General features: G+C 66.7%; 25 protein-coding genes, 1 tRNA gene and 1 pseudogene. 4 read left to right on the top strand and 23 right to left on the bottom strand.

Features of this window, described 5'->3' with window-relative positions:
* Positions 1-17 precede the first annotated feature (17 nt).
* On the bottom strand, positions 18-1,529 hold the full coding sequence (locus ACV4UZ_RS13060) for a B12-binding domain-containing radical SAM protein (RefSeq protein WP_491601249.1): 1,512 nt from the start codon (positions 1,527-1,529) through the stop codon (positions 18-20).
* Positions 1,530-1,975: 446 nt separating this feature from the next.
* Positions 1,976-2,321: pseudogene (locus ACV4UZ_RS13065) on the bottom strand (transposase); the annotation flags it as partial.
* A gap of 106 nt (positions 2,322-2,427) precedes the next feature.
* Between ACV4UZ_RS13065 and ACV4UZ_RS13070 the strand changes: the two are divergent.
* The gene (locus tag ACV4UZ_RS13070) at positions 2,428-2,898 is read left to right on the top strand and encodes a site-specific integrase (protein ID WP_491601250.1); all 471 of its coding nucleotides are present in this window, start codon (positions 2,428-2,430) and stop codon (positions 2,896-2,898) included.
* Positions 2,899-3,334: 436 nt separating this feature from the next.
* Here the strand turns inward: ACV4UZ_RS13070 and ACV4UZ_RS13075 are convergent.
* Together ACV4UZ_RS13075 and mnmA are read right to left on the bottom strand one after the other, a co-directional pair.
* Positions 3,335-3,411 (bottom strand) — tRNA-Met (locus tag ACV4UZ_RS13075).
* A 43-nt stretch (positions 3,412-3,454) separates the two neighbouring features.
* Positions 3,455-4,576 (bottom strand): tRNA 2-thiouridine(34) synthase MnmA, encoded by a 1,122-nt coding sequence (gene mnmA, locus ACV4UZ_RS13080; RefSeq protein ID WP_491601251.1) that lies wholly within the window; start codon positions 4,574-4,576, stop codon positions 3,455-3,457.
* A 94-nt stretch (positions 4,577-4,670) separates the two neighbouring features.
* On the opposite strand from mnmA, the gene ACV4UZ_RS13085 reads away from it, so the two are divergent.
* Positions 4,671-5,276 (top strand): class I SAM-dependent methyltransferase, encoded by a 606-nt coding sequence (locus ACV4UZ_RS13085; protein WP_491601252.1) that lies wholly within the window; start codon positions 4,671-4,673, stop codon positions 5,274-5,276.
* An 87-nt stretch (positions 5,277-5,363) separates the two neighbouring features.
* Here the strand turns inward: ACV4UZ_RS13085 and iscX are convergent, their stop codons facing one another.
* From iscX to cysE, 10 genes are all read right to left on the bottom strand, one after another.
* Positions 5,364-5,564 (bottom strand): Fe-S cluster assembly protein IscX, encoded by a 201-nt coding sequence (iscX, locus tag ACV4UZ_RS13090; RefSeq protein WP_491601253.1) that lies wholly within the window; start codon positions 5,562-5,564, stop codon positions 5,364-5,366.
* Positions 5,565-5,573: 9 nt separating this feature from the next.
* Positions 5,574-5,912, bottom strand: a complete 339-nt coding sequence (locus tag ACV4UZ_RS13095; RefSeq protein WP_491601254.1) for a ferredoxin family 2Fe-2S iron-sulfur cluster binding protein — start codon at positions 5,910-5,912, stop codon at positions 5,574-5,576.
* 16 nt (positions 5,913-5,928) lie between these two features.
* Entirely contained in the window at positions 5,929-7,821 is a 1,893-nt protein-coding gene (hscA, locus tag ACV4UZ_RS13100) for a Fe-S protein assembly chaperone HscA (protein ID WP_491601255.1), read from the bottom strand.
* Position 7,822: 1 nt separating this feature from the next.
* Positions 7,823-8,446: a Fe-S protein assembly co-chaperone HscB gene (gene hscB / locus ACV4UZ_RS13105; protein ID WP_491601256.1), complete on the bottom strand. Its 624-nt coding sequence runs from the start codon at positions 8,444-8,446 to the stop codon at positions 7,823-7,825.
* A gap of 37 nt (positions 8,447-8,483) precedes the next feature.
* Entirely contained in the window at positions 8,484-8,819 is a 336-nt protein-coding gene (locus ACV4UZ_RS13110; RefSeq protein ID WP_096704774.1) for a HesB/IscA family protein, read from the bottom strand.
* A 38-nt stretch (positions 8,820-8,857) separates the two neighbouring features.
* On the bottom strand, positions 8,858-9,238 hold the full coding sequence (gene iscU, locus ACV4UZ_RS13115) for a Fe-S cluster assembly scaffold IscU (protein ID WP_491601257.1): 381 nt from the start codon (positions 9,236-9,238) through the stop codon (positions 8,858-8,860).
* An 83-nt stretch (positions 9,239-9,321) separates the two neighbouring features.
* Entirely contained in the window at positions 9,322-10,578 is a 1,257-nt protein-coding gene (locus tag ACV4UZ_RS13120) for an IscS subfamily cysteine desulfurase (RefSeq protein WP_491601258.1), read from the bottom strand.
* A gap of 44 nt (positions 10,579-10,622) precedes the next feature.
* Positions 10,623-11,756, bottom strand: coding sequence for a cysteine desulfurase family protein (locus ACV4UZ_RS13125; RefSeq protein WP_491601259.1), 1,134 nt, complete (start codon positions 11,754-11,756; stop codon positions 10,623-10,625).
* A gap of 24 nt (positions 11,757-11,780) precedes the next feature.
* Positions 11,781-12,254 (bottom strand): Rrf2 family transcriptional regulator, encoded by a 474-nt coding sequence (locus ACV4UZ_RS13130; protein ID WP_491601260.1) that lies wholly within the window; start codon positions 12,252-12,254, stop codon positions 11,781-11,783.
* Positions 12,251-13,042: a serine O-acetyltransferase gene (gene cysE / locus ACV4UZ_RS13135; protein ID WP_491601261.1), complete on the bottom strand. Its 792-nt coding sequence runs from the start codon at positions 13,040-13,042 to the stop codon at positions 12,251-12,253. The genes ACV4UZ_RS13130 and cysE overlap by 4 nt, the downstream gene beginning before the upstream one ends.
* A gap of 210 nt (positions 13,043-13,252) precedes the next feature.
* On the opposite strand from cysE, the gene ACV4UZ_RS13140 reads away from it, so the two are divergent.
* Positions 13,253-13,948, top strand: coding sequence for an alpha/beta hydrolase (locus ACV4UZ_RS13140; RefSeq protein WP_491601262.1), 696 nt, complete (start codon positions 13,253-13,255; stop codon positions 13,946-13,948).
* Here the strand turns inward: ACV4UZ_RS13140 and ACV4UZ_RS13145 are convergent.
* From ACV4UZ_RS13145 to ACV4UZ_RS13155, 3 genes are read right to left on the bottom strand one after another with little or no spacing between them, the layout of a single operon-like run.
* A complete protein-coding gene (locus ACV4UZ_RS13145; protein ID WP_491601263.1) occupies positions 13,945-15,867 on the bottom strand; it encodes a hypothetical protein in 1,923 nt (640 codons plus the stop codon). The genes ACV4UZ_RS13140 and ACV4UZ_RS13145 overlap by 4 nt on opposite strands.
* Before the next feature lie 40 nt (positions 15,868-15,907).
* Positions 15,908-16,231: a hypothetical protein gene (locus tag ACV4UZ_RS13150; RefSeq protein WP_491601264.1), complete on the bottom strand. Its 324-nt coding sequence runs from the start codon at positions 16,229-16,231 to the stop codon at positions 15,908-15,910.
* A gap of 13 nt (positions 16,232-16,244) precedes the next feature.
* The gene (locus ACV4UZ_RS13155; RefSeq protein WP_491601265.1) at positions 16,245-17,339 is read right to left on the bottom strand and encodes an anhydro-N-acetylmuramic acid kinase; all 1,095 of its coding nucleotides are present in this window, start codon (positions 17,337-17,339) and stop codon (positions 16,245-16,247) included.
* 77 nt (positions 17,340-17,416) lie between these two features.
* Between ACV4UZ_RS13155 and tyrS the strand changes: the two genes are divergently transcribed.
* Complete coding sequence (tyrS, locus tag ACV4UZ_RS13160; protein WP_491601266.1) at positions 17,417-18,664, top strand: tyrosine--tRNA ligase; 1,248 nt, start codon at positions 17,417-17,419, stop codon at positions 18,662-18,664.
* Here the strand turns inward: tyrS and ACV4UZ_RS13165 are convergent.
* Genes ACV4UZ_RS13165 through ACV4UZ_RS13190 form a run of 6 tightly spaced genes read right to left on the bottom strand, consistent with a single transcriptional unit; the run spans position 18,651 to position 22,509 of the window.
* Positions 18,651-20,750 carry a heavy metal translocating P-type ATPase gene (locus tag ACV4UZ_RS13165; RefSeq protein ID WP_491601267.1) on the bottom strand — a complete coding sequence of 700 codons (2,100 nt, stop codon included), beginning with the start codon at positions 20,748-20,750 and terminating at the stop codon, positions 18,651-18,653. The two genes, tyrS and ACV4UZ_RS13165, sit on opposite strands and share 14 nt — an antisense overlap.
* On the bottom strand, positions 20,750-21,061 hold the full coding sequence (locus ACV4UZ_RS13170; protein WP_491601268.1) for a YtxH domain-containing protein: 312 nt from the start codon (positions 21,059-21,061) through the stop codon (positions 20,750-20,752). The genes ACV4UZ_RS13165 and ACV4UZ_RS13170 overlap by 1 nt, the downstream gene beginning before the upstream one ends.
* Positions 21,042-21,371: a hypothetical protein gene (locus ACV4UZ_RS13175; RefSeq protein ID WP_491601269.1), complete on the bottom strand. Its 330-nt coding sequence runs from the start codon at positions 21,369-21,371 to the stop codon at positions 21,042-21,044. The genes ACV4UZ_RS13170 and ACV4UZ_RS13175 overlap by 20 nt, the downstream gene beginning before the upstream one ends.
* Entirely contained in the window at positions 21,368-21,706 is a 339-nt protein-coding gene (locus ACV4UZ_RS13180; protein ID WP_491601270.1) for a hypothetical protein, read from the bottom strand. Before ACV4UZ_RS13180 ends, ACV4UZ_RS13175 begins: the two co-directional genes overlap by 4 nt.
* Before the next feature lie 23 nt (positions 21,707-21,729).
* Positions 21,730-22,032: a cation transporter gene (locus ACV4UZ_RS13185; RefSeq protein ID WP_491601271.1), complete on the bottom strand. Its 303-nt coding sequence runs from the start codon at positions 22,030-22,032 to the stop codon at positions 21,730-21,732.
* A 27-nt stretch (positions 22,033-22,059) separates the two neighbouring features.
* On the bottom strand, positions 22,060-22,509 hold the full coding sequence (locus ACV4UZ_RS13190) for a hypothetical protein (protein WP_491601272.1): 450 nt from the start codon (positions 22,507-22,509) through the stop codon (positions 22,060-22,062).
* Between the last annotated feature and the right edge of the window lie 40 nt (positions 22,510-22,549).

Here is a 22,549-nt window from a genome sequence, read left to right on the forward strand (position 1 = left end):
GTGAATATCGCCCGAGTTTAGTCGCTCTTCTGCCGCCCGACGGCACCAAACAGGTGCCGCTCGGCAAACGCCTTCATGGACAGCCCGATGATCCAGTCGGAAATCACCATGGGAATCCGCGACGGCGTCAGGAAGGGAAAACTGCGCAGGAAGGGCACCAGAGTTGAAAGCCCTCCCGACAGGATGCCCCTGATCAGCAGGCGGGCGACGATTCCGACCCGCTGGCCCATGGAATAGCCGCTGCCATAGACCGGGACGCGCAGATGCGCCGCCTTGTTGCGGATACGCCGCCCGATTTCCGGGCCGGTGAGCAGACGGCCGTAAAGCATCTGGTAGCCTGCCGCCATGGCTTCGGCACTCATGCATTTCGGCACGATATTGGTGGTCAGGCTGGTGTTGTCCGAGTGCCTCTCGACGGACAGCAGACGGCCTTCCCGTTCCATCCGTGCGTGCAGGGGCGTGCGCGGAAGGGCCATGAGCAGGCCGATCATGGCCGACTGGATTCCCGCTTCGGTGATGAAGCGGTACTGATGCTCGAAGGTGTCCGGGGTGTCGTGGTCGAAGCCGATGATGAACCCGCCCAGCACATCGATGCCGTGGGAATAAATGCGCCGGATGGCCGTCAGGGTGTCTTCCCGCAGGTTCTGGGTCTTGCCGGTTTCCTTCAACCCCACCGGATCGGTGGTCTCGATGCCGATGAACACCCAGCCGAAATTAGCGGCGCGGAACAGGTCCAGCAGTTCGTCGTCCTGGGCCATGTTGAGGGACGCCTCAGTGCCGAAGCTGAACACGTAGCCGTGACGCCGCTGGTACTCGGCCAGTAAGCGCAGAAGATCCTTGGCCTCCTTCGGGTTGCCGATCAGGTTGTCATCGACGAAGAACACGCTGCGGGCACCGAAGTGGCGCAGTTGATCCAGTTCCCGTTCGATCTGATCCAAGCCCTTGACCCGGGGACGGCGCCCGAACATCACGATGATATCGCAGAATTCGCAGCGGAACGGACAGCCGCGCGAGAACTGGAGGGTAACGTTGGAATAGGCGCCAAGCTTGAGCAGGTCGTAGCGGGGAACCGGCGAGTCGGCCAACGCCACGGTTCCGGTCTCGTGGTACAAGGCCTTGGGCGCGCCCCGCTCGAAATCGCGGCAGAATTCCGGCCACACATATTCGGCCTCACCGGCCACCACCGTATGGGCCAATTCGGCATAATCATCGGGGCACAGCGAGGCAAAGCTGCCGCCCGCCACCACATGGCGGCCCTGACTGCGGTAATGGTCCAGCAACTCCCGCTGACGGGGGAACTGAACGCCCATGCCGCAGACTCCGACGATGTCGGCGGTGGTGACGAGGGGCGCATCCTCGATGTTCTCGTCGATGATCTCGACTCGCCAATGAGTGGGACAGAGCGCCGCCAGCGTCGCCAGTCCAAGGGGGGGATTGACCGCCCGCTTGCCCGGCAGCACCTGATCGATGGCCCATCTGAAGCTCCAGAAGCTTTCAGGGAATTTCGGATTGATCAGCAGCAGATGCATGAGGCGATCTTTCCTGAATGCCGGCTCACCGAAGCGATCAAATATGTCAACGTATCGACGGGGGAAGTAATTCCGGTCCAACCTTAGCCAAGCTACTCCCGGGCAATTCGCCGCCAATCGCCGTCATTTCGGCCTGATGGACACGGGATTCGTGAAGCAGAATTTTGGTTGAGGTCTGCGCCCATTCGCCCAGCCCCGCTTCACCATGTATTGGCAGTGACGGTGACGGGGTGGATTTTCTTTCGCTGAATGGGCGAACCAGGGCAGAGGTCGCGGACCTCTGCCGTTCCCAAACGGGAGAGCCATCATCGCTTCCGTGACTTTATCATAGCAGGCTATAGATATCGACGATCATCAGCCAACGGCATGGAAGGGCGCTGAGGGCGCGGCGGCGATACGAGTTGAGCCATTCTCCGCTGGTTGGACAGATTTCGGGAAAGTTTAAGCTACTCTCCGGGTCTGCCGATCGGTTTGGTTGGCCGATCGGTTTGGTTGATGGTTTTCCAGTAGACCACCACGGGCGGGCGTCCGCCATGGGCGGCATGAGGCCGCTGGTGGTTGTAGATGGTCATCCAGCGTCCAATCTCGGCCCTTGCTTGCGATCCTATTTCCCAGGCATGGAGGTAGACGCATTCGTATTTGAGGGACGCCACAGGCGCTCGATGAAGATGTTGTCGATGCAGCGGCCCTTGCCGTCCATGGAGATGCGGTTCCCGCCTGCTTCAGCCGGTCGATCCAGGCGAAGGAAGTGCACTGGCTGCCTTGGTCGGCGTTCATGATCTCTGGCGGGCCGACGCGCAGGATGCACAAAGCCTTTCCAGAAGTGCTTCAGCATCATCGTTCTCCCTGTTGGTCCATCGACATGGTGACATAGGGTCTTCGTCTTGCCGATGGCAAGGTGGATATCCGCCAAAGAGCAGATCAGTGGAACGTAATCGGCCCATGCAAGACCAAGAACAGCAGACGCACGGTTCCCCTTCCCCCATCGACCATCGCCGCCCTGCGGGCTTGGCTGCCTCATGCTCCGACGTCTGAAGATGGCTTGGTTTTTCCCAACGGCGCGGGAAAGCCCGAAAGCTACGCCAACCTCTATCACCGGCTCTGGACTCCCCTGATGGCGTCGGCAGGTTTGGCCGATCAGGACAAAAGGGGCAAGGTCACGCCTTGGTTTGCCCTGCATGCCCTACGGCATGTCGCGTGCAGCCTTTGGATCGAACAGGCTGTTCCCGCCAAGAAGATTCAAGCTTGGGCCGGCCATGCCAGCATCCAGTTCACCTTGGACCGTTACGGACATCTCTGGTCGGACGACACGTCCGATCAAGCCATCGTCCGATCCGTCGAGCAGGCACTGGCCATCTCAGGGGCGTAAAATGAGGTGGTGCGACGTCGCACCACTCCAGCCCGGCAAAACCGCAAATCCCGCCTTTCCAACGCCGGGCCCGCGCCCATCGGTCCGACCGAACCCGGCAACCTTCGTCTATGCTCCTCTCGATAAGCAGCCCATGCGCCTCAACTCCCCGGCCCAGATTGTGAGCCACATTCCAAGCCCAAGGTGGGGCCATCCATTCCGAGATTCCAGCTGACGAGAAAACAGGGTGGTGCGACGTCGCACCACCCTGTTTTCTCGTTTGAACGTTCCAGCAACAACAAGCATCGCCATGAGGCATGTATGCGGCATGGAGTTTTCGGAACCTGCGGAAAATGGCGGGATTCCGCCAAATCGCAAAAATTGCAAAATTCCCAGCAGAACAAAAGAGAACGGCCCGTAAGTCTTTGAACTTACGGGCCGTTTCTCTGTGTCTCGATGGTAGCGGGAGAGGGACTTGAACCCCCGACCCCAGGATTATGATTCCCGTGCTCTAACCAGCTGAGCTACCCCGCCATCGCGTCGAGAGCGGTTCGTATAATAGTCTCGGCGATTGCTGTCAAGCGTCTCGCGATGGCGCGATCCAACCGCCGCCCAGGACCCGTTCGCCCTGGTAGAAAACGCAGGCCTGGCCGGGGGCGACTCCCTGTTCCGGCTCGTCCAGGATCACCAGGGCGCGGTCGCCGTCCAGGCGGCGCAGCAGGGCCGGGGCCGGTGGGCGGGTGGAGCGCACCTTGACGGCGACCCGCAGTTCCGTCTCGTCGCCGCCCAGCCAGTTGACCTCCTCCACAGGAACGTCGAGGCAGTTCAGATCCCGGCGCCCACCCACCACCACGCGGGCGGTTTCGGGTTCCAGCGCCACCACGTAGAGCGGCGGGCCGCCGCCCAGGCCCAGGCCCTTGCGCTGGCCGATGGTGTAGTGGATCACGCCGGGATGGCGGCCCAGCACCTTGCCGGTGGTATCGACGATCTCGCCCGGCCGCGCCGCATCCGGGCGCAGGCGGGTGACCAGGGCGGCATAGTCGCCATCGGGCACGAAACAGATGTCCTGGCTGTCGCGCTTGGCGGCCACCGGCAGGTGGTGGCGCGCGGCGATGGCCCGCGTCTCGGCCTTGCCCGCCATGTCGCCCAGGGGGAAGCGCAGGAAGTCCAGCTGCTCGCGCGTGGTGGCGAACAGGAAATAGCTCTGGTCGCGGGCCGGATCGCGCCCGGTCCATAATTCCGGCCCCTTGGGCCCGGGACGGCGGCGCACGTAATGGCCGGTCACCAGGGCGTCGCCGCCCAGATCCTTGGCCACGCCCAGCAGATCGCGGAACTTGACGGTACGGTTGCATTCGACGCAGGGCACCGGCGTGCGGGCCCGCAGATAGGAATCGGCGAAGCGCTCGATCACGTCCTTGCGGAAGGTCTCCTCGAAATCCAGCACGTAATGGGGAATGCCCAGCGCATCGGCCACGGCGCGGGCATCATGGATGTCCTTGCCGGCGCAGCAGGTGTTGGGACGGCAGGTGCCCGGCTCGATGCCGCTGGCGGCCAGGTCGTAGAGCTGCAGCGTGACGCCGACCACGTCGTAACCCTGCTCCTTCAGCAGGGCCGCCGTGGCCGAAGAATCCACGCCGCCCGACATGGCCACCACCACGCGGGTGGCCGAGGCGGGCTTGTCGATGTCCAGAGTGTTCATGCCCTTGTTGTAGGGGATGGGCGGGGCGCGTTGCAACGGGGCCGTGCTGGCTGTAGAACTGGATCGCTTGTTTTCCACTCTGCCCGGATGCGTCATGGCCCCCAAGAAGAAGATTTCGGCTCCCGCCAGGAAGCTCAACCTCGGCTGCGGCCGCGACGTGCGGGACGGCTGGATCAATCTGGACGCCATGGCCCTGCCCGGCGTCGATGTGGTGGCCGACCTGTCCCAATGCGCCACCACCCCCCTGCCCTTCGAAGATTCGAGTATCGACGAGTTCCTGCTGTCCCACCTGATCGAGCACATCCCCGAGCCTCTGCCCCTGATGCAGGAGCTGTGGCGCATCGCCCGGCCCGGCGCCAAGATGCAGATCAAGGTCCCCCATGGCGCCCATGACGACGCCTGGACCGACCCCACCCACGTGAAGCCCTATTTCGCCCGCAGCTTCGGCTATTTCTCCCAGCCCTGGTACTGGCGGGCCGATTACGGCTATCGCGGCGACTGGCAGCCGGAACTGGTCACCTATTGCGTCCCCAGGCGCCGTTTCAACGGCATGATGCCGCAGCAGGTGCTGGAGCAGATCGATGGCTTAAGGAACGTGGTCACCGAGATGATCGTCGATCTGGTGGCGGTCAAGCCGCTGCGCCAGCCCAGGAAGGAGCTGATGCAGGCCGCCAACATCAAGATCGCGTTGGTGGAGTAAATGGGCTGCCGCCCATACCCGCTCGGGGCCAAAGGCCCCAAACCCCGTCCTTTTTAAAATCAAAGGGGGGCAGCAGGGCGAAGGGGTTCAATCCCGCTCGTCGATCCAGGCCATCTGGATGGCCTCGAGAATCTTCTCGTTGGACTTGGCGGGATCGTCGGCGAAGTCCGCCAACCCGCAGACCCATTTGTGCAGGTCGGTGAAGCGCAGATTGACGTTGTCGGCGTCGGGATGCGCTTCCTCCAGGGCGATGGCGATGTCGATGGTGTCGGTCCACTTCATCGCCATACTCGCCTCCTACTTCTTGTCGACCTGCATGTTGCGGGTGGCGGCCGGCAGGGTGACGGTCAGCCCGTCCAGATCCTTGCTCATGATGATCTGACAGCCCAGACGCGAGGTGGCGGTCAGGCCGAAGGCCAGATCCAGCATGTCCTCCTCGTCCTCCGAGGCCGGGGACAGCTTGTCGTACCATTCCTTGGCGACGATCACATGGCAGGTGGAACAGGCCAGCGAGCCCTCGCAGGCGCCCTCCAGCTCGATCTTGTTGCGGTGCGCCACTTCCAGCACCGACAGCCCCTCGGCGGCGTCGACTTCCTTGCGGGTTCCGTCGGGAGCGATGAACGTCATCTTGGGCATGAAACGGCTTTCCTATCTATTCGCCGCTGAGGGCGTCGTCGAGCTTGTCCACCGCCATGCCGGCCAGGGCGGCGCGGATGCCACGGTCCATCCGCCGCTCGGCGAAGGTCTTGGTGGCGGCCTCCAGGCCTTCCGACGCGGCCGTCACGGCATCGCGGTCGCCGGCGGCGATGGCGGCATCGACGGCGGCGATAGCGGCATCGATACTCTTTCGCTCGTCATCAGACAAGAGGTCGGCGTCAACTTTCAGCGCCGCCTGCACCGCCAGCACCGACCGGCGGGCCTCGACCGCCGTCTCGGCGAACAGGCGCGACGCCATGTCGTCCTTGGCGTTGACCAGGGAATCGCGCAGCATGTTGGCCATTTCGTCCTCGGTCAGGCCATAGGACGGCTTGACCGCCACCTGCTGCTCGATGCCGGTCGTGGCCTCGCTGGCGGTGACGGTGAGCAGGCCGTCGGCGTCCACCGTGAAGGTGACGCGGATGCGCGCCGCGCCGGCGGCCATGTTGGGAATGCCGCGCAGCACGAAGCGGGCCAGCGAGCGGTTCTGGTCCACCATCTCGCGCTCGCCCTGCAGCACGTGGATGGCCATGGCGGTCTGGCCGTCCTGATAGGTGGTGAATTCCTGGGCCATGGCCACGGGGATCGGGGTGTTGCGCGGAATGACCTTTTCCACGATGCCGCCCATGGTCTCGATACCGAGCGAGAGCGGCGTGACGTCCAGCAGCAGGGTGTCCGAGCCGACGGTCAGCGCCTCGGCCTGCAGCGCGGCCCCCACGGCGACCACCTCGTCCGGGTTGATGTCGGCCAGGGGCTCGCGGCCGAACAGCTCACGCACCTTGCGCCGCACCAGCGGCATGCGGGTCGAGCCGCCCACCAGCACCACGCCCTGGACCTCGGAGACCTCGATGCCGGCATCGGCGATGACGCCGCGGCAGATGGCCATGGTCTTTTCCACCCAGGGAAGGGCCAGGGCCTCCAGCTCGTCGCGGGTCATGGCGTGCTTGGAGGGCTTGCCGTCCACCTCGATCATCCAGTCGCCGCTGGCGCGGCCCGACAGGCATTCCTTGGCGACGCGGGCGGCGGCCAGGGCCTGCTTGGCCTCGCCCGCCGTGATGGTCTCGACGCCATGTTCCTTGGCACGCTCGGCCAGGAAACGCTCGGCGATGGCGTGGTCGATGTCGTCGCCGCCCAGGGCGGCGTCGCCGCCGGTGGACTTGACCTGGAACACGCCCTTTTCCATGCGCAGGATGGAGATGTCGAAGGTGCCGCCGCCCAGGTCGTAGACGGCGTAAAGCCCCTCGGCGGCGTTGTCCAGGCCGTAGGCCAGGGCGGCGGCCGTGGGCTCGTTGACCAGGCGCAGCACTTCCAGCCCGGCCAGACGGGCGGCGTCCTTGGTCGCCGTGCGGGCGGCGTCGTCGAAATAGGCGGGAACGGTGACCACGGCGCGATCGACGGTCTTGCCCTGAGCCTCCTCGGCGCGGGCCTTGACGGCCTTGAGGATGTCGGCCGACACCTCCACCGGGGTCAGCGTGCGGCCGGCGACCCGCAGGCGCACCATGCCGCCCTCGGCGGCCACGTCCAGGGTATAGGGCAGCGTGCCGGCCAGGGTCTTCAGATCCTCGGCGCCACGGCCCATCAGGCGCTTGACCGAACTGACCACGTGGTCGGGGGATTCCAGGATCATCCGCCTTGCGTCGGCGCCCACGGTGATCTCGCCGTCATCGGCGTAATAGACCACCGACGGGATCAGCCCCTTGCCCTCGGAATCGCGCAGAACCTCGGTCTGGCCGTCGCGGGCCAACGCCACCACCGAATTGGTGGTGCCCAGGTCGATGCCGACCGCCAGGCCGCGTTCGGATTCGTGGGGGGCCGGGCTCTCGCCGGGTTCGTGCAACTGCAACAGCATGCTAGGGCAACCTCAGGGCACGGGTTTTCTTGGCGCGGGCCTCTTCGGCCAGCTTGGCGAGGTATTTGAGGCGGATGGTCAGATGGCCGGCCTCCTCCAGGTTGGAGGCGTTGATGGCGGCCGAGATGTGGCACTGGCAGGCGATCACCTCGGATTCCGCCTGCATGGCCAGCCTGGCGATCTGGTCGGGCGTGGTGGCCTCGGCCAGGGCCTCGCGCTTTTCCATCTGCTCCATCAGCAGTTCGCGGTCGTTGATGGTGCCGCAGGCGGTCAGGTCCACCGGATGGCCCAGGTAGTTCAGCAGGTAGGCGGCGCGCTTCAACGGGTCCTTCAGGGTCTCGTACGCCTCGTTGAGCGCGGTGGCCTGGGATTGCGACAGCGCCTTCTCCCTGGACGACTTGGCGGCGAAGCGGTCGGGATGCAGGCGTTTCTGGAAACCGAAATACTGGCGCTGCAGGGCGTCCAGGTCCAGGTCGAAGGAAGGCTGGATGCCCAGGCGGGCGAAGTGGTCGATATTGCCCGGCCCCTGGACGGCGCCGCACACCGAACAGAACAGGGCGCGCGTCGCCACCGGTCCCTTGCAGGACCAACAGGAAACGATCTGTGCGGCGGCGGGGGCGTTCATCGTCCTCTCCGGTTCCTTCTTCCTTGAGCGATCGATTTCAGACGTGGAAGGACTCGCCGCAGCCGCAGCGTCCCTTCTCGTTGGGATTCTTGAAGACGAAGCCCGACTGCATCTTGTCCTCGACGAAGTCCATCTCGGTGCCGAGGATGAACATGGTCGCCTTGGGATCGATCAGCACGGTGACGCCCTTGTCCTCGAGAATCTCGTCGAACTGCGACTTCTCGTCGGCGTATTCCAGGGTGTAGGACATGCCGGAGCAGCCCTTGGAGCGCACGCCGATGCGGATGCCCACGCTGGGCTTGCCGCGCTTGGCCAGCAGGACCTTGACCCGCTCGGCGGCGGCGTCGGTGATGGTCATGGGAGCAGGTGCCATGGTGTTCCCCTTTTCTCTTCCAGCCACGCCTAAGCCGATCAGCCCGACTTCTTCTTGTAGTCGGCGATGGCGGCCTTGATAGCATCCTCGGCCAGCACGGAACAATGGATCTTGACCGGCGGCAAGGCCAGTTCCTGGGCGATGTCGGTGTTCTTGATGGCCGCCGCCTCGTCCAGGGTCTTGCCCTTGACCCATTCGGTGACCAGGGAGCTGGAGGCGATGGCCGAGCCGCAGCCGAAGGTCTTGAACTTGGCGTCCTCGATGATGCCCTCGGCGCTGACCTTGATCTGCAGCTTCATCACGTCGCCGCAGGCGGGCGCACCCACCAGCCCGGTGCCGACCGCGGAATCGTCCTTGTCCAGGGCACCCACGTTGCGGGGGTGCTCGTAGTGGTCGATAACCTTGTCGCTGTAAGCCATAACCGTCCTCCAACTTGTCCCGTCGGGCCGCAGCCCGGAATCATTCTAAGGCAATTCGGTACCGAATTGCGCAGAAATTTATCTCAATGCTCGGCCCACTCGATGGACTTGAGGTCGACGCCTTCCAGATGCATGTCCCACAGCGGGCTCATGGCGCGCAGATGCTCCACCGCCTCGACGATGTGGTCGATGGCGAAATCGATGTCCTCGTCGGTGGTGAAGCGCCCCAGGCCGAAACGGAGCGAAGTGTGGGCCATCTCCACGTCGACGCCCAGCGCGCGCAGCACGTAGGAGGGCTCCAGCGAGGCCGAGGTGCAGGCCGAGCCCGACGACACCGCCAGGTCCTTGACGCCCATCATCAGCCCCTCGCCCTCGACGAAGGCGAAGGAGATGTTGAGATTGCCGGGAATGCGGTGGTCCAGGTCGCCGTTGACGTAGATCTCGGGCAGACGCTGCCTCAGCCCGCCCAGCAGGCGGTTGCGCAAGGACATCAGGCGCTCGGCCTCGGCCCCCATCTCGGCCTTGGCGATGGCGCAGGCCTCGCCCAGCCCGACGCACAGCGGGGTCGGCAGGGTGCCCGAGCGCATGCCGCGCTCCTGGCCGCCGCCGGTGATCAGCGGCACCAGGCGGACGCGCGGCCGGCGACGGACATAGAGCGCACCGATGCCCTTGGGCCCGTAGATCTTGTGACCCGAGATGCTCATCAGGTCGATGTTCATGGCGTTGACGTCCAGCGGAATCTTGCCTACCGCTTGGGCACAGTCGGTATGAAAGAAGGCACCCTTCTTGCGGCAGATGGCGCCGATCTCGGCGATGGGCTGGATCACGCCGATCTCGTTGTTGACGGCCATCACCGAGACGATGACCGTCTTGTCGGTGATGGCGGCCTCCAGTTCCTCCAGGTCGACCAGACCGTCGGACTTCACCGGCAGGTAGGTGACCGAGAAGCCCTCCTGCTCCAGGTGGCGACAGGTGTCGAGCACGCATTTGTGCTCGGTCACCACGGTGACGATGTGGTTCTTCTTGTCCTTGTAGAAGTGGGCCACGCCCTTGATGGCCAGATTATTGGACTCGGTGGCGCCCGAGGTGAAGATCACCTCCTTGGAATCGGCGCCGATGATGTCGGCGATCTGCTCGCGGGCCTTTTCCACCGCCTCCTCGGCTTCCCAGCCGTAACGGTGGTTGCGCGAATGGGGATTGCCGAACTTCTCGGTGAACCAGGGCAGCATGGCCTCCACCACCCGGGGATCGCAGGGCGTCGTCGCCTGATAGTCCAGGTAGACCGGCGCCCCCGGCGCGCGGGGAAGGCTGGGGCGGGTCGTCTTGCCGAGAGCTGTCATTTGCAGAGATCCCTTACCTCTAGTCGTTTTGCTCAAGACGGCCGTCAGGCCGCCTCCGAAACCTTCAAACCCTTGTGCCGGGCCAGATCGGCCCAGGCGGCGAGGAACGCGTCCACATCCTCGGGCCGCGAGGACCAGCCCAGGCTGACCCGGATGGCCGATCCCTTGACCCGCTCCTCCAGGCCCATGGCCGCCAGCACGTGGCTGGAAGCCACCTTGCCCGAGGAACAGGCGGCGCCGGCGCTGACCGCGACGCCCGCCAGATCCAGCGCCATCACCTGCGTCCGTCCCTCGACGCCCGGCAGCACCAGGCAGGAGGTATTGGGCAGGCGCTGCGCCCCGGCCCCGATCACCACCGCGTCGGGAACCAGACGCCGGGCGCCTTCTTCCAGACGGTCACGCAAGGCCAGCACACCAGATGTGGTGTCGGCCCCGGCCAAATCATCCCCCGCCAGTTGGGCGGCCACGCCCAGTCCGACGATACCCGCCACATTCTCGGTTCCGGCCCGGCGGCGGCGCTCCTGCCCTCCTCCCAGCAAGATCGGTGCCAGTGTCCGGCCGGATTCGGCCAGGATCAAGGCCCCGACCCCGGCCGGGCCTCCCATCTTGTGGGCGGAAAGGGTGAGGATATCCGCCCCCAGCTGGCCGAGGGAAACCCTGATCCGCCCCATGGCCTGGGCGACATCGCAATGAAGCCATGCGCCATGCGCATGAATGATGCGGGCCGCCTCGGCCACCGGCTGGACGATGCCGGTCTCGTTGTTGGCCAGCATCAGGGACACCAGGGCCGGGCGGCTGTTGGCGGCCAGCAAGGACTCCAGGGCGGCGAGATCGATGATGCCGTCGGGCGTGACCGGCACCCGCTCGGCCTCTACGGCGGCATCGAGGACGGAGGGATGCTCGATGGACGACACCAGCAGACGGGAGCGTCCGCTGCCCCGGAGCGCCAGGGCGTTGGCCTCGGTGCCGCCCGAGGTGAAGACGATGCCGGCGGGATCGGCATCCACCAGTGCCGCCAGGTGCCGCCGCGCCGCCTCGACCCTGGCCCGCGCCGCGCGTCCGTAGACGTGGACCGAGGACGGGTTGCCGGGTTCGGCCAGCGCCTCCACCATCGCGGCCGCCACCTCGGGGCGCACGGGGGCGCCGGAATTGTAGTCGAGGTAGACGGCCCTGCTCACTTCACCCTTCCTTTCGCGAAAACCCTATTGCGCGGCCACGGCGCCGGTGGGCGCGGCGGTGCCGTGGAACATGCCCGAGCTGCCCAGGATGCGGCGCTCGCACACATCGGCCAGCGACACCGAGCTGAGATAGAGATAGATCTGGTTGCCCAGCTCCTCCCACAGGTCGTGGGTCAGGCAGCGGCCCTTGTTGTTGTGGCAGCCGGCCGGCGAGCCGGGGGAACACCGCGTGGTCTGGATCGGTTCGTCCACCGCCAGGATAATGTCGGAAATGCGCGTCTGTTGTGGGATTCGCGACAAAAGATAGCCGCCTCCCGGCCCGCGCACGCTTTTCACCAGGCCGCCCTTCCTGAGCTTGCCGAACAGCTGCTCGAGATAAGAGAGCGAAATCTCCTGGCGCTCGGCGATGTCGGCCAGGGCCACCGGGCTTCCCTCGGAATGGCTGGCCAGATCGACCATGGCCATGACGGCGTAGCGTCCCTTGGTGCTGAGTTTCACGATATTGTCTCCCGTTCCAGATGCCGGCCCGTCGTCCCGCTGGCCGGCGTGTTTACCGCTTCCATATGGATGGGCTTTTCACCCTTTTCAGTTCCTTCGGGCTGCGAGAGCCGCGCGCAGGCCTGTGTCGGGTGGCCGTGCAGCTCGGTCTCCAGTTCCTTGACCCGCTCCATCAGGGTGGCGACCTGGGAGCGAACGGAATCGATGGCCCGCACCACCGGGTCGGGCAGGTCCTCCACCGGCAGGCCATAGGCGCAGAACTCGCTTTCCTGGCGGCGCATCACCATGCGGGCCGGAATGCCCACCATGGTCACGCCCGGCGGCACGTCGGTCAGCACCACGGCGTTGGCGCCGATGCGCGCCCCCTTGCCCACCGTGATGGGGCCCAGCACCTGGGCGCCCGAGCCGACGATCACCCCGTCCTCCAGGGTGGGATGGCGTTTGCCCTTGTGCAGCGAGGTGCCGCCCAGGGTCACGCCGTGGTAGAGCGTCACGTCGGCGCCGATCACCGCCGTCTCGCCGATCACCACGCCGGTGCCGTGGTCGATGAAGAAGCGCTCGCCCAACTGGGCGGCCGGATGGATTTCGATGCCGGTCAGGATCTTCCCCACATGCGAGACGAAACGCCCCAGCACCCGCAATCCATGGTTCCAGCACCAGTTGGACAGGCGATGGAACAGCACCGCGTGCAGGCCGGGATAGCACAGCAGCACCTCCAGCCAGGAATGGGCGGCCGGGTCACGCTTGCGAATGGACGCAATATCTTCTTGAAGGCTCTTGAAAATCATAGCTCGCAATATGTTAATGTACGTCGCGACGGTCGCTTGCGACCGCCAGGGGAATGCCCAGCCGGGCGCTGAGATAACGAAGGTGAATATAGGATGCCCGACAAGGCCGGTCAAGATTGACGGGCTAAAATCCAATTTGTTGTTGTATTTTCCCCGACATTACCACTCAGGTTTGAGCGGTTGCCGGGCAAGGGAGACTGTACGCACGCCATGCCTGAAGTGATTTTCAATGGACCCGACGGCCGCCTAGAAGGCCGCTACCATCACGGCAAGTCGCCGAATGCCCCGCTGGCCCTTCTGCTTCATCCCCACCCGCAGCACGGCGGGACCATGAACAACAAGGTGGTCTACGCGCTGTATCACGCCTTCGTGCGGCGCGGCTTCTCGACGCTGCGCTTCAACTTCCGCGGCGTGGGCCGCAGCCAGGGCAAGTTCGACAACGGCCAGGGCGAGTTGTCCGACGCCGCTTCGGCGCTGGACTGGATGCAGTCGTTCAACGCCAACGCCTCGGCCTGCTGGGTGGGCGGCTTCTCGTTCGGCGCCTGGATCGGCATGCAGCTGCTGATGCGCCGCCCCGAGATCGACGGCTTCGTCTCGGTGGCGCCGCCGGCCAACGTCTTCGACTTCTCGTTCCTGGCGCCCTGCCCGTCCTCGGGCCTGATCGTGCACGGCACCAACGACGACCTGGTGCCCGAGCCGACCGTGGCCAAGCTGGCGGCCAAGCTGGCCACCCAGCGCAACATCAAGGTGCGCTACCAGACCATCGAAGGGGCCAACCACTTCTTCGGCACCCACCTGGAAGCCCTGGACGGCATGGTGGACGCCTATCTGGGCGAGTCCATGGTGGCCCGCCCAGTGGCCCCGCCCCCGGCGCCCGAGCCGGAACTGGCCGTCGCCTTGAGCTAAGGTCGCTTGGGAACGCAGCGATAGCGCGACGGGTCCGACCCGTCGCGCATCAGGAAGTAGCTGGTCGGATCGGACCGGCACGCCGGATCGTCCACCAGGGTGGCCAAGACGCCCGACATCCACGGATCGACGATCACCGGCCAGATCACGTCGGCGCGGAAAATCTGCTCCCGCGCCGAACCTGCTCCACCCGCCGACATCCAGATGTTGGCCGCGCTTTCGCCGAAACTGTGATTGCCCGCCAACCCGAACGCGAAGGGCGGATCGCCCCGGCGGCTGCCGAGGCGGCGGTAATGGGCATTGATCGCCTCCAGGCCATCGGTGCCCTGGGCAATCAGCTGGACCGAAGCCAGCGGCGTACGCGCCGGGCCGAGCAGACGAATCAGCGCCTCGGTCTCCTCGGCGATCCGAAACGACACCTCGGCATTGCGGGGACTGTGCTGATCGCGGAGTGTCATGTCCCGCAGAGCGCGGTCAATGGCGCGGACTTGCCAGCCCAGCAGCCCAATTCCGGCCACGACGACCGGCACCATCAAGGTCCGCCCTGCCGGAAGCCGCAACCGGTCGCCGAACCGATCCCAAACGAATACCAGCAGCAGAAGCGGCCCCAGCAGGTGAAGGACCCGCAAGGGAATGCGGGAATACCGCTCGTAGGAGATCAGGGTTTCGTATTCGTAGCCCTGGAAGCAGGTCAGGTACATCCAGTAGAGCGCGGAAAAATATCCACCCAGCCAGACGAGCAAGGCCAGCGACACCCAGGCCGTCCGCCGCCCCCACAATGCCAGGACCAGCGAGGCCACGGAGAAGATGGTCAGCGGAAGCTTGAACGAGGCCATGAACTCGCCCACCAGGGAGGCGAGGCGAACGGCCAGCTTCGGCCCCTCGCCCATGATGCGTTCAAGGCCGGCGGTACTGAACGTACTGAGCGGCTGCCCCATGCAGTGGGAGGCGACCGACTGCATCGCCCAACTGCCGTAGACGAACACGAAAGGCCCGAACGCCGCCGCGAGGATCAGGCCGGCCTCCCGCCACGAGGTCTTCTGGCGCCCGATGACGGCGACCATCAGCAGCACCACCGACGGCAAAAGGGTGATCACCCCCACCTTCAGCAGGTATTGCGCCGCCAGGGTGACGCCCAGGCCAAGAGCCAAGGCCACCCGGTCCGTCCCCTCGCGCAAGGCGGCGATACCGATGACCAGCAGGATGGCGGCGCCATAGGCCTGCGGCTCGTCGGGCAGCAGAACGGTGGGAACCAGCTTCCACAGGGCCTCGGCGGCCAGCAGGGTGAGCAGGACCAGCCAGGCGGCGCCGTAAGACCCGGCCTCCCCCAGCCGCCCGCCGCCGCCCAGTACCCGGCGGACCACGTCGAACACCAGACCCAGCGCCGTCACATGGAACAGGAACACCGGCAGCGCCGATTGCCCCGCGTCGAACGCGCCGGACAGAAAGCCGGGAAACCCCAGATAGAGGGGCCAGCCCGGTGTATAGCTGATGGTGGGAACCACCATCCCTGCCGCCACTGGCCGGTCGAACACCGTCATCTGCCGCGCCCAGCCCAGCCAATTGGTGAATTCGTCCCATGAATAGGGCACGTAGGTGAAATCACCGCGTGCCAGCACCGCGCAGCCCACTAGAACCGGCAGGATGAAAACGGGATGCCCCAGGCTGACGAGACCGCCCCCACCGCGGCGAAATTCGAACCCGTCGCGGATCACTCCCCCCGCGGCCAAAATCACCACCACCACCGCCGCCACGTGCAGGGATAGGCCGAGCAGGATCGAGGCGACATAAAGACAGATGATGATGGCGTTTGCCCCCAAAGCGAAGCGCAGGCCGACCCAGCCCGCGTCACCGGGCCGCCGCGCAATGAGCCCCCCAAGGCCCCAAGCCACGACGAACGTCAGTACCAGCCCCTGCATCAGGCGCCCCCGCCGGCAACACTATGGAATGTCCACGAAATCAATTGATGGCCGAGCAATTGACCTGGGCCAGGCGCTTCCACTGGGGCGGCTTGGCCCCCTTGCCCACCGAGGTCATGTCGATGATGTGGGCCTGGAACACCCGGGCCTGATGGGGACGCACCAGACGGCACATGGCGGCGCCGTACTGCTCCCACGACAAGGTCTCGTTCTTCACCACCACGTAGAGATTGCCGCGGTCGTCGATGGAGGCGTCCAGCACCTTGGGCTGGGCGCGGACCGCCGCGATGGCGGTGGCCTGGTCGGCCCGGGCTTCGGCGCCGGCCAGCAGCAGCAGGCTGAGGGCGGCAAGGATGGGGCGCATGGAGGCTCTCCGTTCAGGCGTCATGAAGATCACCCCCGCTCTGGGGGGCGTGAAGGCGGCCGCCGGTCAGCGCGGCGGGGGCGCCGGTGGTCTGGGGATAGGTCAGCGGCAGGCCGGCCAGGGAGCGCACCGCCAGGAAGGCGAAGGCCTGGGCCTCGAGCGCGTCGCCGTTCCAGCCCACCGCCTCCACCGGCTCCACCGGGGCGGCCAGGGCGCGGGCCAGCGACTTCATCATCTCGGGATTGCGCCGCCCGCCGCCGGTGACCAGCCAGCGCTTGACCGGGCGGGGGAAGCTGTAGGCGGCCAGCGCCACCGAGGCGGCGGTGAAGGCGGTCAGCGTCGCCGCCCCGTCCTCGGCCGAGGCGCCCTTGACCAGTTCCCAGGCCAGGGCGTGGAATTCGTCGCGATCCAGCGACTTGGGCGGATGGCGGTCGAAATAGGTATGGTGCAGGAAGGCTTCCACCGCGTCGCGGTTGACCCGTCCACCCGCCGCCAGTTGGCCGTCCTCGTCCACCGGCCGTCCGGTATGGGCCAGGGCCCAATCGTCGATCAGGGCATTGCCCGGCCCGGTGTCGAAGGCCAGCAGCGAGCCGTCATCGGCGATCCAGGTCACGTTGCCGACTCCGCCCAGATTGAGCACCGCCAGCGGCGCCTCGAGCCCCTTGGCCAGGGCGCGGTGGAAGACGGGAACCAGCGGCGCGCCCTGGCCTCCGGCCGCCACGTCGGCGGAACGGAAATCGTTGACCACCCGGATGCCGGTCTCGGCGGCCAGCAGGGCGCCGTCGCCGATCTGCCAGGTGCGGCGCTCGTGGGGCGCGTGCAGGATGGTGTGGCCGTGAAAGCCGGCGACCGCCACGCCGGCGGCATCGATGCCGTGCCCGGCCAGGAAGTCGCGGACCACCCGGGCGTGGAACAGGGTGAGGTCCCGTTCCACCTCGGCCACCGGGCCGTTGCCGCCCAGCACCCCCATCAGGGCAAGCCGCTGTTCTACCCCGTAGGGAATCGTTGCGGCCGGCCCCAGCCCGGCCACGCTCTCGCCGTCGGTGTCAAGCAGGGCGACGTCGACGCCGTCCAGAGAGGTACCGCTCATCAGCCCCAGCGCAAGCATCGTGTCCCCCCGATTGTGGCGTTCACCCAAGTGTGATAAACGAGCGACCTCTTCCCAGCAAGCCGAACGGGCGCGCCATGACCAGTCTCAAGTCCGATTTCCTGCGCATCGTCACCGAGCGCGGCTACATGCACCAGTGTACCGACCTGGAAGCGCTGGACAAGCGCCTGACGGAAGGGTGCCAGGCCGCCTATATCGGCTTCGACTGCACCGCCACCTCGCTGCACGTGGGCGGACTGATGCAGATCATGCTGCTGCGCTGGTGGCAGAAGACCGGCCACAAGCCCATCGTGCTGATGGGCGGCGGCACCACCCGCATCGGCGACCCCACCGGCAAGGACGAAGCCCGCAAGATGCTGACCGACGAGGTCATCGCCACCAACATGGCGGGCATCAGGACGGTGTTCACCAAGTACCTGAGCTTCGGCGAGGGTGCGACCGACGCCATGATGGTCAACAACGCCGACTGGCTGGACAAGCTCAACTACATCGACTTCCTGCGCGATTACGGCCACCACTTCACCATCAACCGCATGCTGACCTTCGATTCGGTCAAGCTGCGGCTCGAGCGCGAGCAGCCGCTGACCTTCCTCGAGTTCAACTACATGCTGCTGCAGGGCTACGACTTCCTCGAGCTGTACCGCCGCAACAGGTGCATCCTGCAAATGGGCGGCTCGGACCAGTGGGGCAACATCATCAACGGCGTCGAGCTGGGCCGGCGCTGCGACCAGGCCGAGCTGTTCGGCCTGACCAGCCCGCTGCTCACCACCAGCTCGGGCGCCAAGATGGGCAAGACCGTCAACGGCGCCGTGTGGCTGAACGACGACATGCTGAGCGCCTGGGAGTTCTGGCAGTACTGGCGCAACACCGAGGACGCCGACGTCGGCCGCTTCCTCAAGCTCTACACCGAGCTGCCCTTGGACGAGATCGCCCGGCTGGAGAAGCTGGAAGGCGCCGAGATCAACGAGGCCAAGAAGATCCTGGCCAACGAGGTCACCCGCCTGTGCCACGGCGAGGCCGCCGCCCTTCAGGCCGCCGAGACGGCGCGGCAGACCTTCGAGCAGGGCGTCGCCTCGGCCGACCTGCCCACCGTCGAGATTCCCGCCGCCGAGCTGGCGGCGGGCATTCCCGCCTTCGCCCTGTTCGTGCGCGCCGGCCTGGCCGCCTCCAACGGCGAGGCCCGGCGGCTGCTCAAGGGCGGCGGCGGCAAGGTCAACGATCAGGCGGTGGACGAGGCCCGGCCGGTGGGCAGCAACGACCTCAGGGACGGCGCCGTCAAGCTGACCGCCGGCAAGAAGCGTCACATCCTGGTCAAGGCGGTGTAGCGGCGCCCGCTTCCCGCTTTCCGCCCCGCCGCCGCAGGGCGTTGAGCAGGATGCCGATGGTGGTGCCGTTGTGCAGCACCGAAGTGACGATGGGCGACAGCAGGCCCAGCGCCGCCGCCCCCAGGATGGCGGTGTTGAGCCCCACCGTGGCGCGGTAGTTGGTCCGGATCAGGCCCATCACCGCGTTGGCGGCTTCCTTGGCATCGGCCACCCGTTCCACCTCGTCCTCCAGCAGGGCGATGTCGGCGGTGAGCCGCGCGATGTCGGCGCCCTTCTGCATGGCGATGCCCACATGGGCGCCGGCCAGGGCGGGGGCATCGTTGATGCCGTCGCCGACGAAGGCGATGCGCGCCCCCTGATCATTCATCTCCGCGATGATGCGGGCCTTGTCCTCGGGCATCAGCTCGGCGTGGAAGCCGTCGAGTCCGAGCGCCGTGGACAGTTCCTCGGCCCGGTCGCGGTGGTCGCCGGTCAGCATCAGGACGCGTCTGGCCCCCAATTGGCGCAGCCGGCGGATGGTGGCCGCGCTGGTCGGGCGGATGGAATCCTTGAGGGCCAGCAGGCCGAGAAGCCGCCCGCCGAAGCCGATGAACAGCAGGGTCTTGCCCTCGCGGTACAGGCGGTCGATCTCGTCCCGGTGGGCCGAGGTGTCGATGGCCTCGTCCTCCTCGATGAAATGGCGCGACCCCACCACGACCCGCTTGCCGTCCACCACGCTGGCCACGCCGTGGGCGACGATGAACTGGACCTCCTGGTGGTCGAAATGGCGGTTGTGGGTGGCCCGCGCCGCGCTGACCACGGCCATGGCCAGCGGGTGGAAGTAATGCTCCTCCACCGAGGCGGCCAGACAGATCAGGTCGTCGGGCGAGTAATGGGCGTCGAAGGTGACGGCGTCGGTGACCGCCAGCATGCCGGTGGTCAGCGTGCCGGTCTTGTCGAAGATGAAGGTATCGGCCCCGGCGAGGCGCTCCAGCGCCGTGGCGCCCTTGACCAGGATGCCCGCCTGCCCCGCGCCGTACATGGCCGATTTGAAGGCCACCGGCGTGGCCAGCTTCAGCGCGCAGGAGTAATCGGCCTGCAGCACGGCGGCGGCGCGCCGCCAGTCGCCCGACAGCAGGAAGGAGGCTCCGGCCAGCTTCAGCACGGTGGGCACCAGCTGATCGGCCAGGCGCGAGGCCTCCAGCTGCGCCTCGCTCTTGGCGGTGAGCGACTGCTCCACATAATCGGCGATACGGGCGGCGGCGGTGCTGCTTCCCACCTGCTCGGCATAGACCGCCAGACGGCCCTCCTCCACCAGGGTGCCGGACAGCACCGCCGCGCCGCGGGTCTTGACCACCGAGACGCTCTCGCCGGTCATGGCCGCCTCGTTGACGGTGGCCTCGCCGCCGAGAACGGTGCCGTCCACCGGAATCACCGAGCCGGTGGCGATGATCACCGTATCGCCCACCGCCACCCGGGCGGCGGGCTCCAGGATCTCCACCCCGTCGCGCAGCACCCAGATCTGGTCGCTGGCCGGACGCAGCAGGTGCTTCAGCAATTCGTCGGAGCGCCGGGCGATGGACTCCTCCATGTACTCGCCCAGCGCCAGCATGAAGGTGGTGGTGTTGGCGGCGGTGAAATCGGAGCGCCCCAGGGAAATGGCCACCGCCGCGCCTTCCAGCACGTGAGAGGTCACGCCGCTTTCGCGGTACTCGGCGAGCGCATGGCGCAGCAGCGGCACGGCGCCGGCCAGCGAGACCGCCAGCCGCAGGGGTGGCGGCAGCAGGCCCGCGCCCAGCAGGGTGGCGAGAGAAACCGCCACCGGGCCGATGTCGCACGGCCGGGACGGCTTGCCCCCGGAGGGCTGGACCAATTGGGCCACTCCGTCCCGCAGCGCCTCGGCGTCGGTGACGTCGGGATCGAAGGTCAGCACCAGCGAGCGGGCTCGGGCGTTGACCCGCGCCGCGACGACGCCGCACAGGCCGGCGGCCAGACGCTCCAGCCCTGGGGCGTCGGCCACGGCTCCGGGCTGGAGGCGATAGCGCAGACGGACCCGTCCGGGCAGGCGGTGCGCGATCTCGACCCCCGCCAGACAGGGCGCCGTCATCAGGCTTGCTCGGCCGCCAGTTCCGCCTGGATGTCGGCGGCCTGCTCCTTCATCTCGGCCAGCCCGCCGGCCAGTTCGGAATAGAGCTTGAGACCCTGGCGGATCAGCTTGCCCCTCAGCGCCTCGTCGGCCAGCACATAGGTGGCGGCGGCACCGATCAGGGCGCCCACCAGGAACTGCTCGGACGGCTGGCCGGGCAGCAGGCGGGCCAGCCCACCCAGCATGCCCCCCTGCCCCTGTTGGGCGGGAACGGCGATCCACTCGGCATTGCGCTTGCCGTTCTTCGCCTTCTTACGCTTCTTCTTGGCCAAGGGACTTCTCCTGAACATGGGGGATCTGCAATGCGGTTTCCGCCGCGACGATGGCGGCGGCGCCGGCCATCACCGCCGCCGTGCCGGTGGCGTAGTCGCGCCGGGCGATGCATTCGGCGGCCTTGGTGCCGGCGGCCAGGGCCGCGCCGCCCTGCAGGCCGTGACGCAGGATCTTGCGCCAGGGTGGCGGCGCGCCGGTCTCCGCCCGGCCCTGCAGGGCCGACAGCAGCGCCGTGGCGATGAAGCCGCGCGTGAAGACCTCGGCGGAGGATGCCGCCGGCGCCTTGCCGCCCTTACGCTTGCGCTTCACGGGGCGGTACCGCCATCGGCGGCCGGGGCGGCCTTGGCCTTGCGGGCCGGCGCCTTGCGGGCCGAGGCGGGCTTGGCCGTCTTGGCGACCTTGACCGTCTTGACCGGCGCGGCGGCGGCGGGCGCCAGCTTGGCCCGCAGATTGGCCGACGATTTCTCGATGGCGGAAAGGCCCGAGACGGTGGCGTCGCGCAGGCCGGCCTGGGCCTGGGCCAGACCCTGGCGGGCCTTGCCGCCGAGCCCGTCGAGTTGGGTGGAGGGAGCGGCCTTCTTCAGCAGCCTGACGCCGACGATGCCGGCAACCAGTCCCGAGGCGAAGGTGAGCAGAGGATGCATGGTGTTGCCTTTCGAATGGAGGGTCAGGCGCGGGCCAGGGACCGCAGCAGCTGTTCCGCGACGGGGGAGCGGGTTCCGTCCACCAGGTCCTGCCAGGCGGAGGGGGCGATGAGCCCGGGGTCGTATTCCACCACGCAGGACCGCGCAAGGAGGTTGAGGTTGACCGAGCGGATTCCCGCCGCCTTCGACGCGGAATCGAGGAAGTGCCGCACCTGGATGGCGGCTCCCTCGGCGGCGCCGTCCAGCTTCAGGCGGACCCGTCCGGGAATGTGGTGGGCGATGCGCGTCATCCGGGCGAATCGCCAAAGGTCCTCGATGGTGCTCAAGACGGAGTCCCCACTCGCGGTGTAATCCTATTGTAATATCTTTTTCCGGTGATTGGCGAGATGCACCAGCAGAAAGGCGACATGCAAGGCGCCGAACACCGCATGAAGCTTCTTGCCCACCGACAGGGCGGCCAGGGTTCCCGCCAGGGCGGTCAGCATGCCGATCTTGGCCGGACGGTTGAAGCTCCACAGCGACAGACCGTCCCCCGGGGCGAGGGCTTCGGCCTCCACCTCCGTCTCCGCCTGGTCGGCGCCGAACAGGGCGACGACCCGGGACTCGGCCTCGGCGGGAGGCAGCCGGGCCGGGTCGTAGCGCAGCACGATGCTGCCGCAGGCCGGCTTGCCCTCGGCCGCCGCCACGCCATCCCAGCCGGCCATCAGCGCCGCCGCCTCGGCATTGCGGCCCGTCCGCCGCAGATCGGCATGGCGCACCCTCAGGCGTCCGGGCACATGGGAAGCGATGCACGTTCCGCTCATGCCGTCATTCACTCCGGATATGTGCGAATAAGTCGCAAAA

The sequence above is a fragment of the Paramagnetospirillum sp. genome (genome assembly GCF_058402745.1).

Coding starts and splice junctions, on each gene's coding strand:
- ACV4UZ_RS13060 (WP_491601249.1), bottom strand. CDS start 1,529: ATGCATCTGCTGCTGATCAATCCGAAATTCCCTGAAAGCTTCTGGAGC.
- mnmA (WP_491601251.1), bottom strand. CDS start 4,576: ATGAACACTCTGGACATCGACAAGCCCGCCTCGGCCACCCGCGTGGTG.
- ACV4UZ_RS13085 (WP_491601252.1), top strand. CDS start 4,671: ATGGCCCCCAAGAAGAAGATTTCGGCTCCCGCCAGGAAGCTCAACCTC.
- iscX (WP_491601253.1), bottom strand. CDS start 5,564: ATGGCGATGAAGTGGACCGACACCATCGACATCGCCATCGCCCTGGAG.
- ACV4UZ_RS13095 (WP_491601254.1), bottom strand. CDS start 5,912: ATGCCCAAGATGACGTTCATCGCTCCCGACGGAACCCGCAAGGAAGTC.
- hscA (WP_491601255.1), bottom strand. CDS start 7,821: ATGCTGTTGCAGTTGCACGAACCCGGCGAGAGCCCGGCCCCCCACGAA.
- hscB (WP_491601256.1), bottom strand. CDS start 8,446: ATGAACGCCCCCGCCGCCGCACAGATCGTTTCCTGTTGGTCCTGCAAG.
- ACV4UZ_RS13110 (WP_096704774.1), bottom strand. CDS start 8,819: ATGGCACCTGCTCCCATGACCATCACCGACGCCGCCGCCGAGCGGGTC.
- iscU (WP_491601257.1), bottom strand. CDS start 9,238: ATGGCTTACAGCGACAAGGTTATCGACCACTACGAGCACCCCCGCAAC.
- ACV4UZ_RS13120 (WP_491601258.1), bottom strand. CDS start 10,578: ATGACAGCTCTCGGCAAGACGACCCGCCCCAGCCTTCCCCGCGCGCCG.
- cysE (WP_491601261.1), bottom strand. CDS start 13,042: ATGATTTTCAAGAGCCTTCAAGAAGATATTGCGTCCATTCGCAAGCGT.
- ACV4UZ_RS13140 (WP_491601262.1), top strand. CDS start 13,253: ATGCCTGAAGTGATTTTCAATGGACCCGACGGCCGCCTAGAAGGCCGC.
- ACV4UZ_RS13145 (WP_491601263.1), bottom strand. CDS start 15,867: ATGCAGGGGCTGGTACTGACGTTCGTCGTGGCTTGGGGCCTTGGGGGG.
- ACV4UZ_RS13150 (WP_491601264.1), bottom strand. CDS start 16,231: ATGCGCCCCATCCTTGCCGCCCTCAGCCTGCTGCTGCTGGCCGGCGCC.
- ACV4UZ_RS13155 (WP_491601265.1), bottom strand. CDS start 17,339: ATGCTTGCGCTGGGGCTGATGAGCGGTACCTCTCTGGACGGCGTCGAC.
- tyrS (WP_491601266.1), top strand. CDS start 17,417: ATGACCAGTCTCAAGTCCGATTTCCTGCGCATCGTCACCGAGCGCGGC.
- ACV4UZ_RS13165 (WP_491601267.1), bottom strand. CDS start 20,750: ATGACGGCGCCCTGTCTGGCGGGGGTCGAGATCGCGCACCGCCTGCCC.
- ACV4UZ_RS13180 (WP_491601270.1), bottom strand. CDS start 21,706: ATGCATCCTCTGCTCACCTTCGCCTCGGGACTGGTTGCCGGCATCGTC.
- ACV4UZ_RS13190 (WP_491601272.1), bottom strand. CDS start 22,509: ATGAGCGGAACGTGCATCGCTTCCCATGTGCCCGGACGCCTGAGGGTG.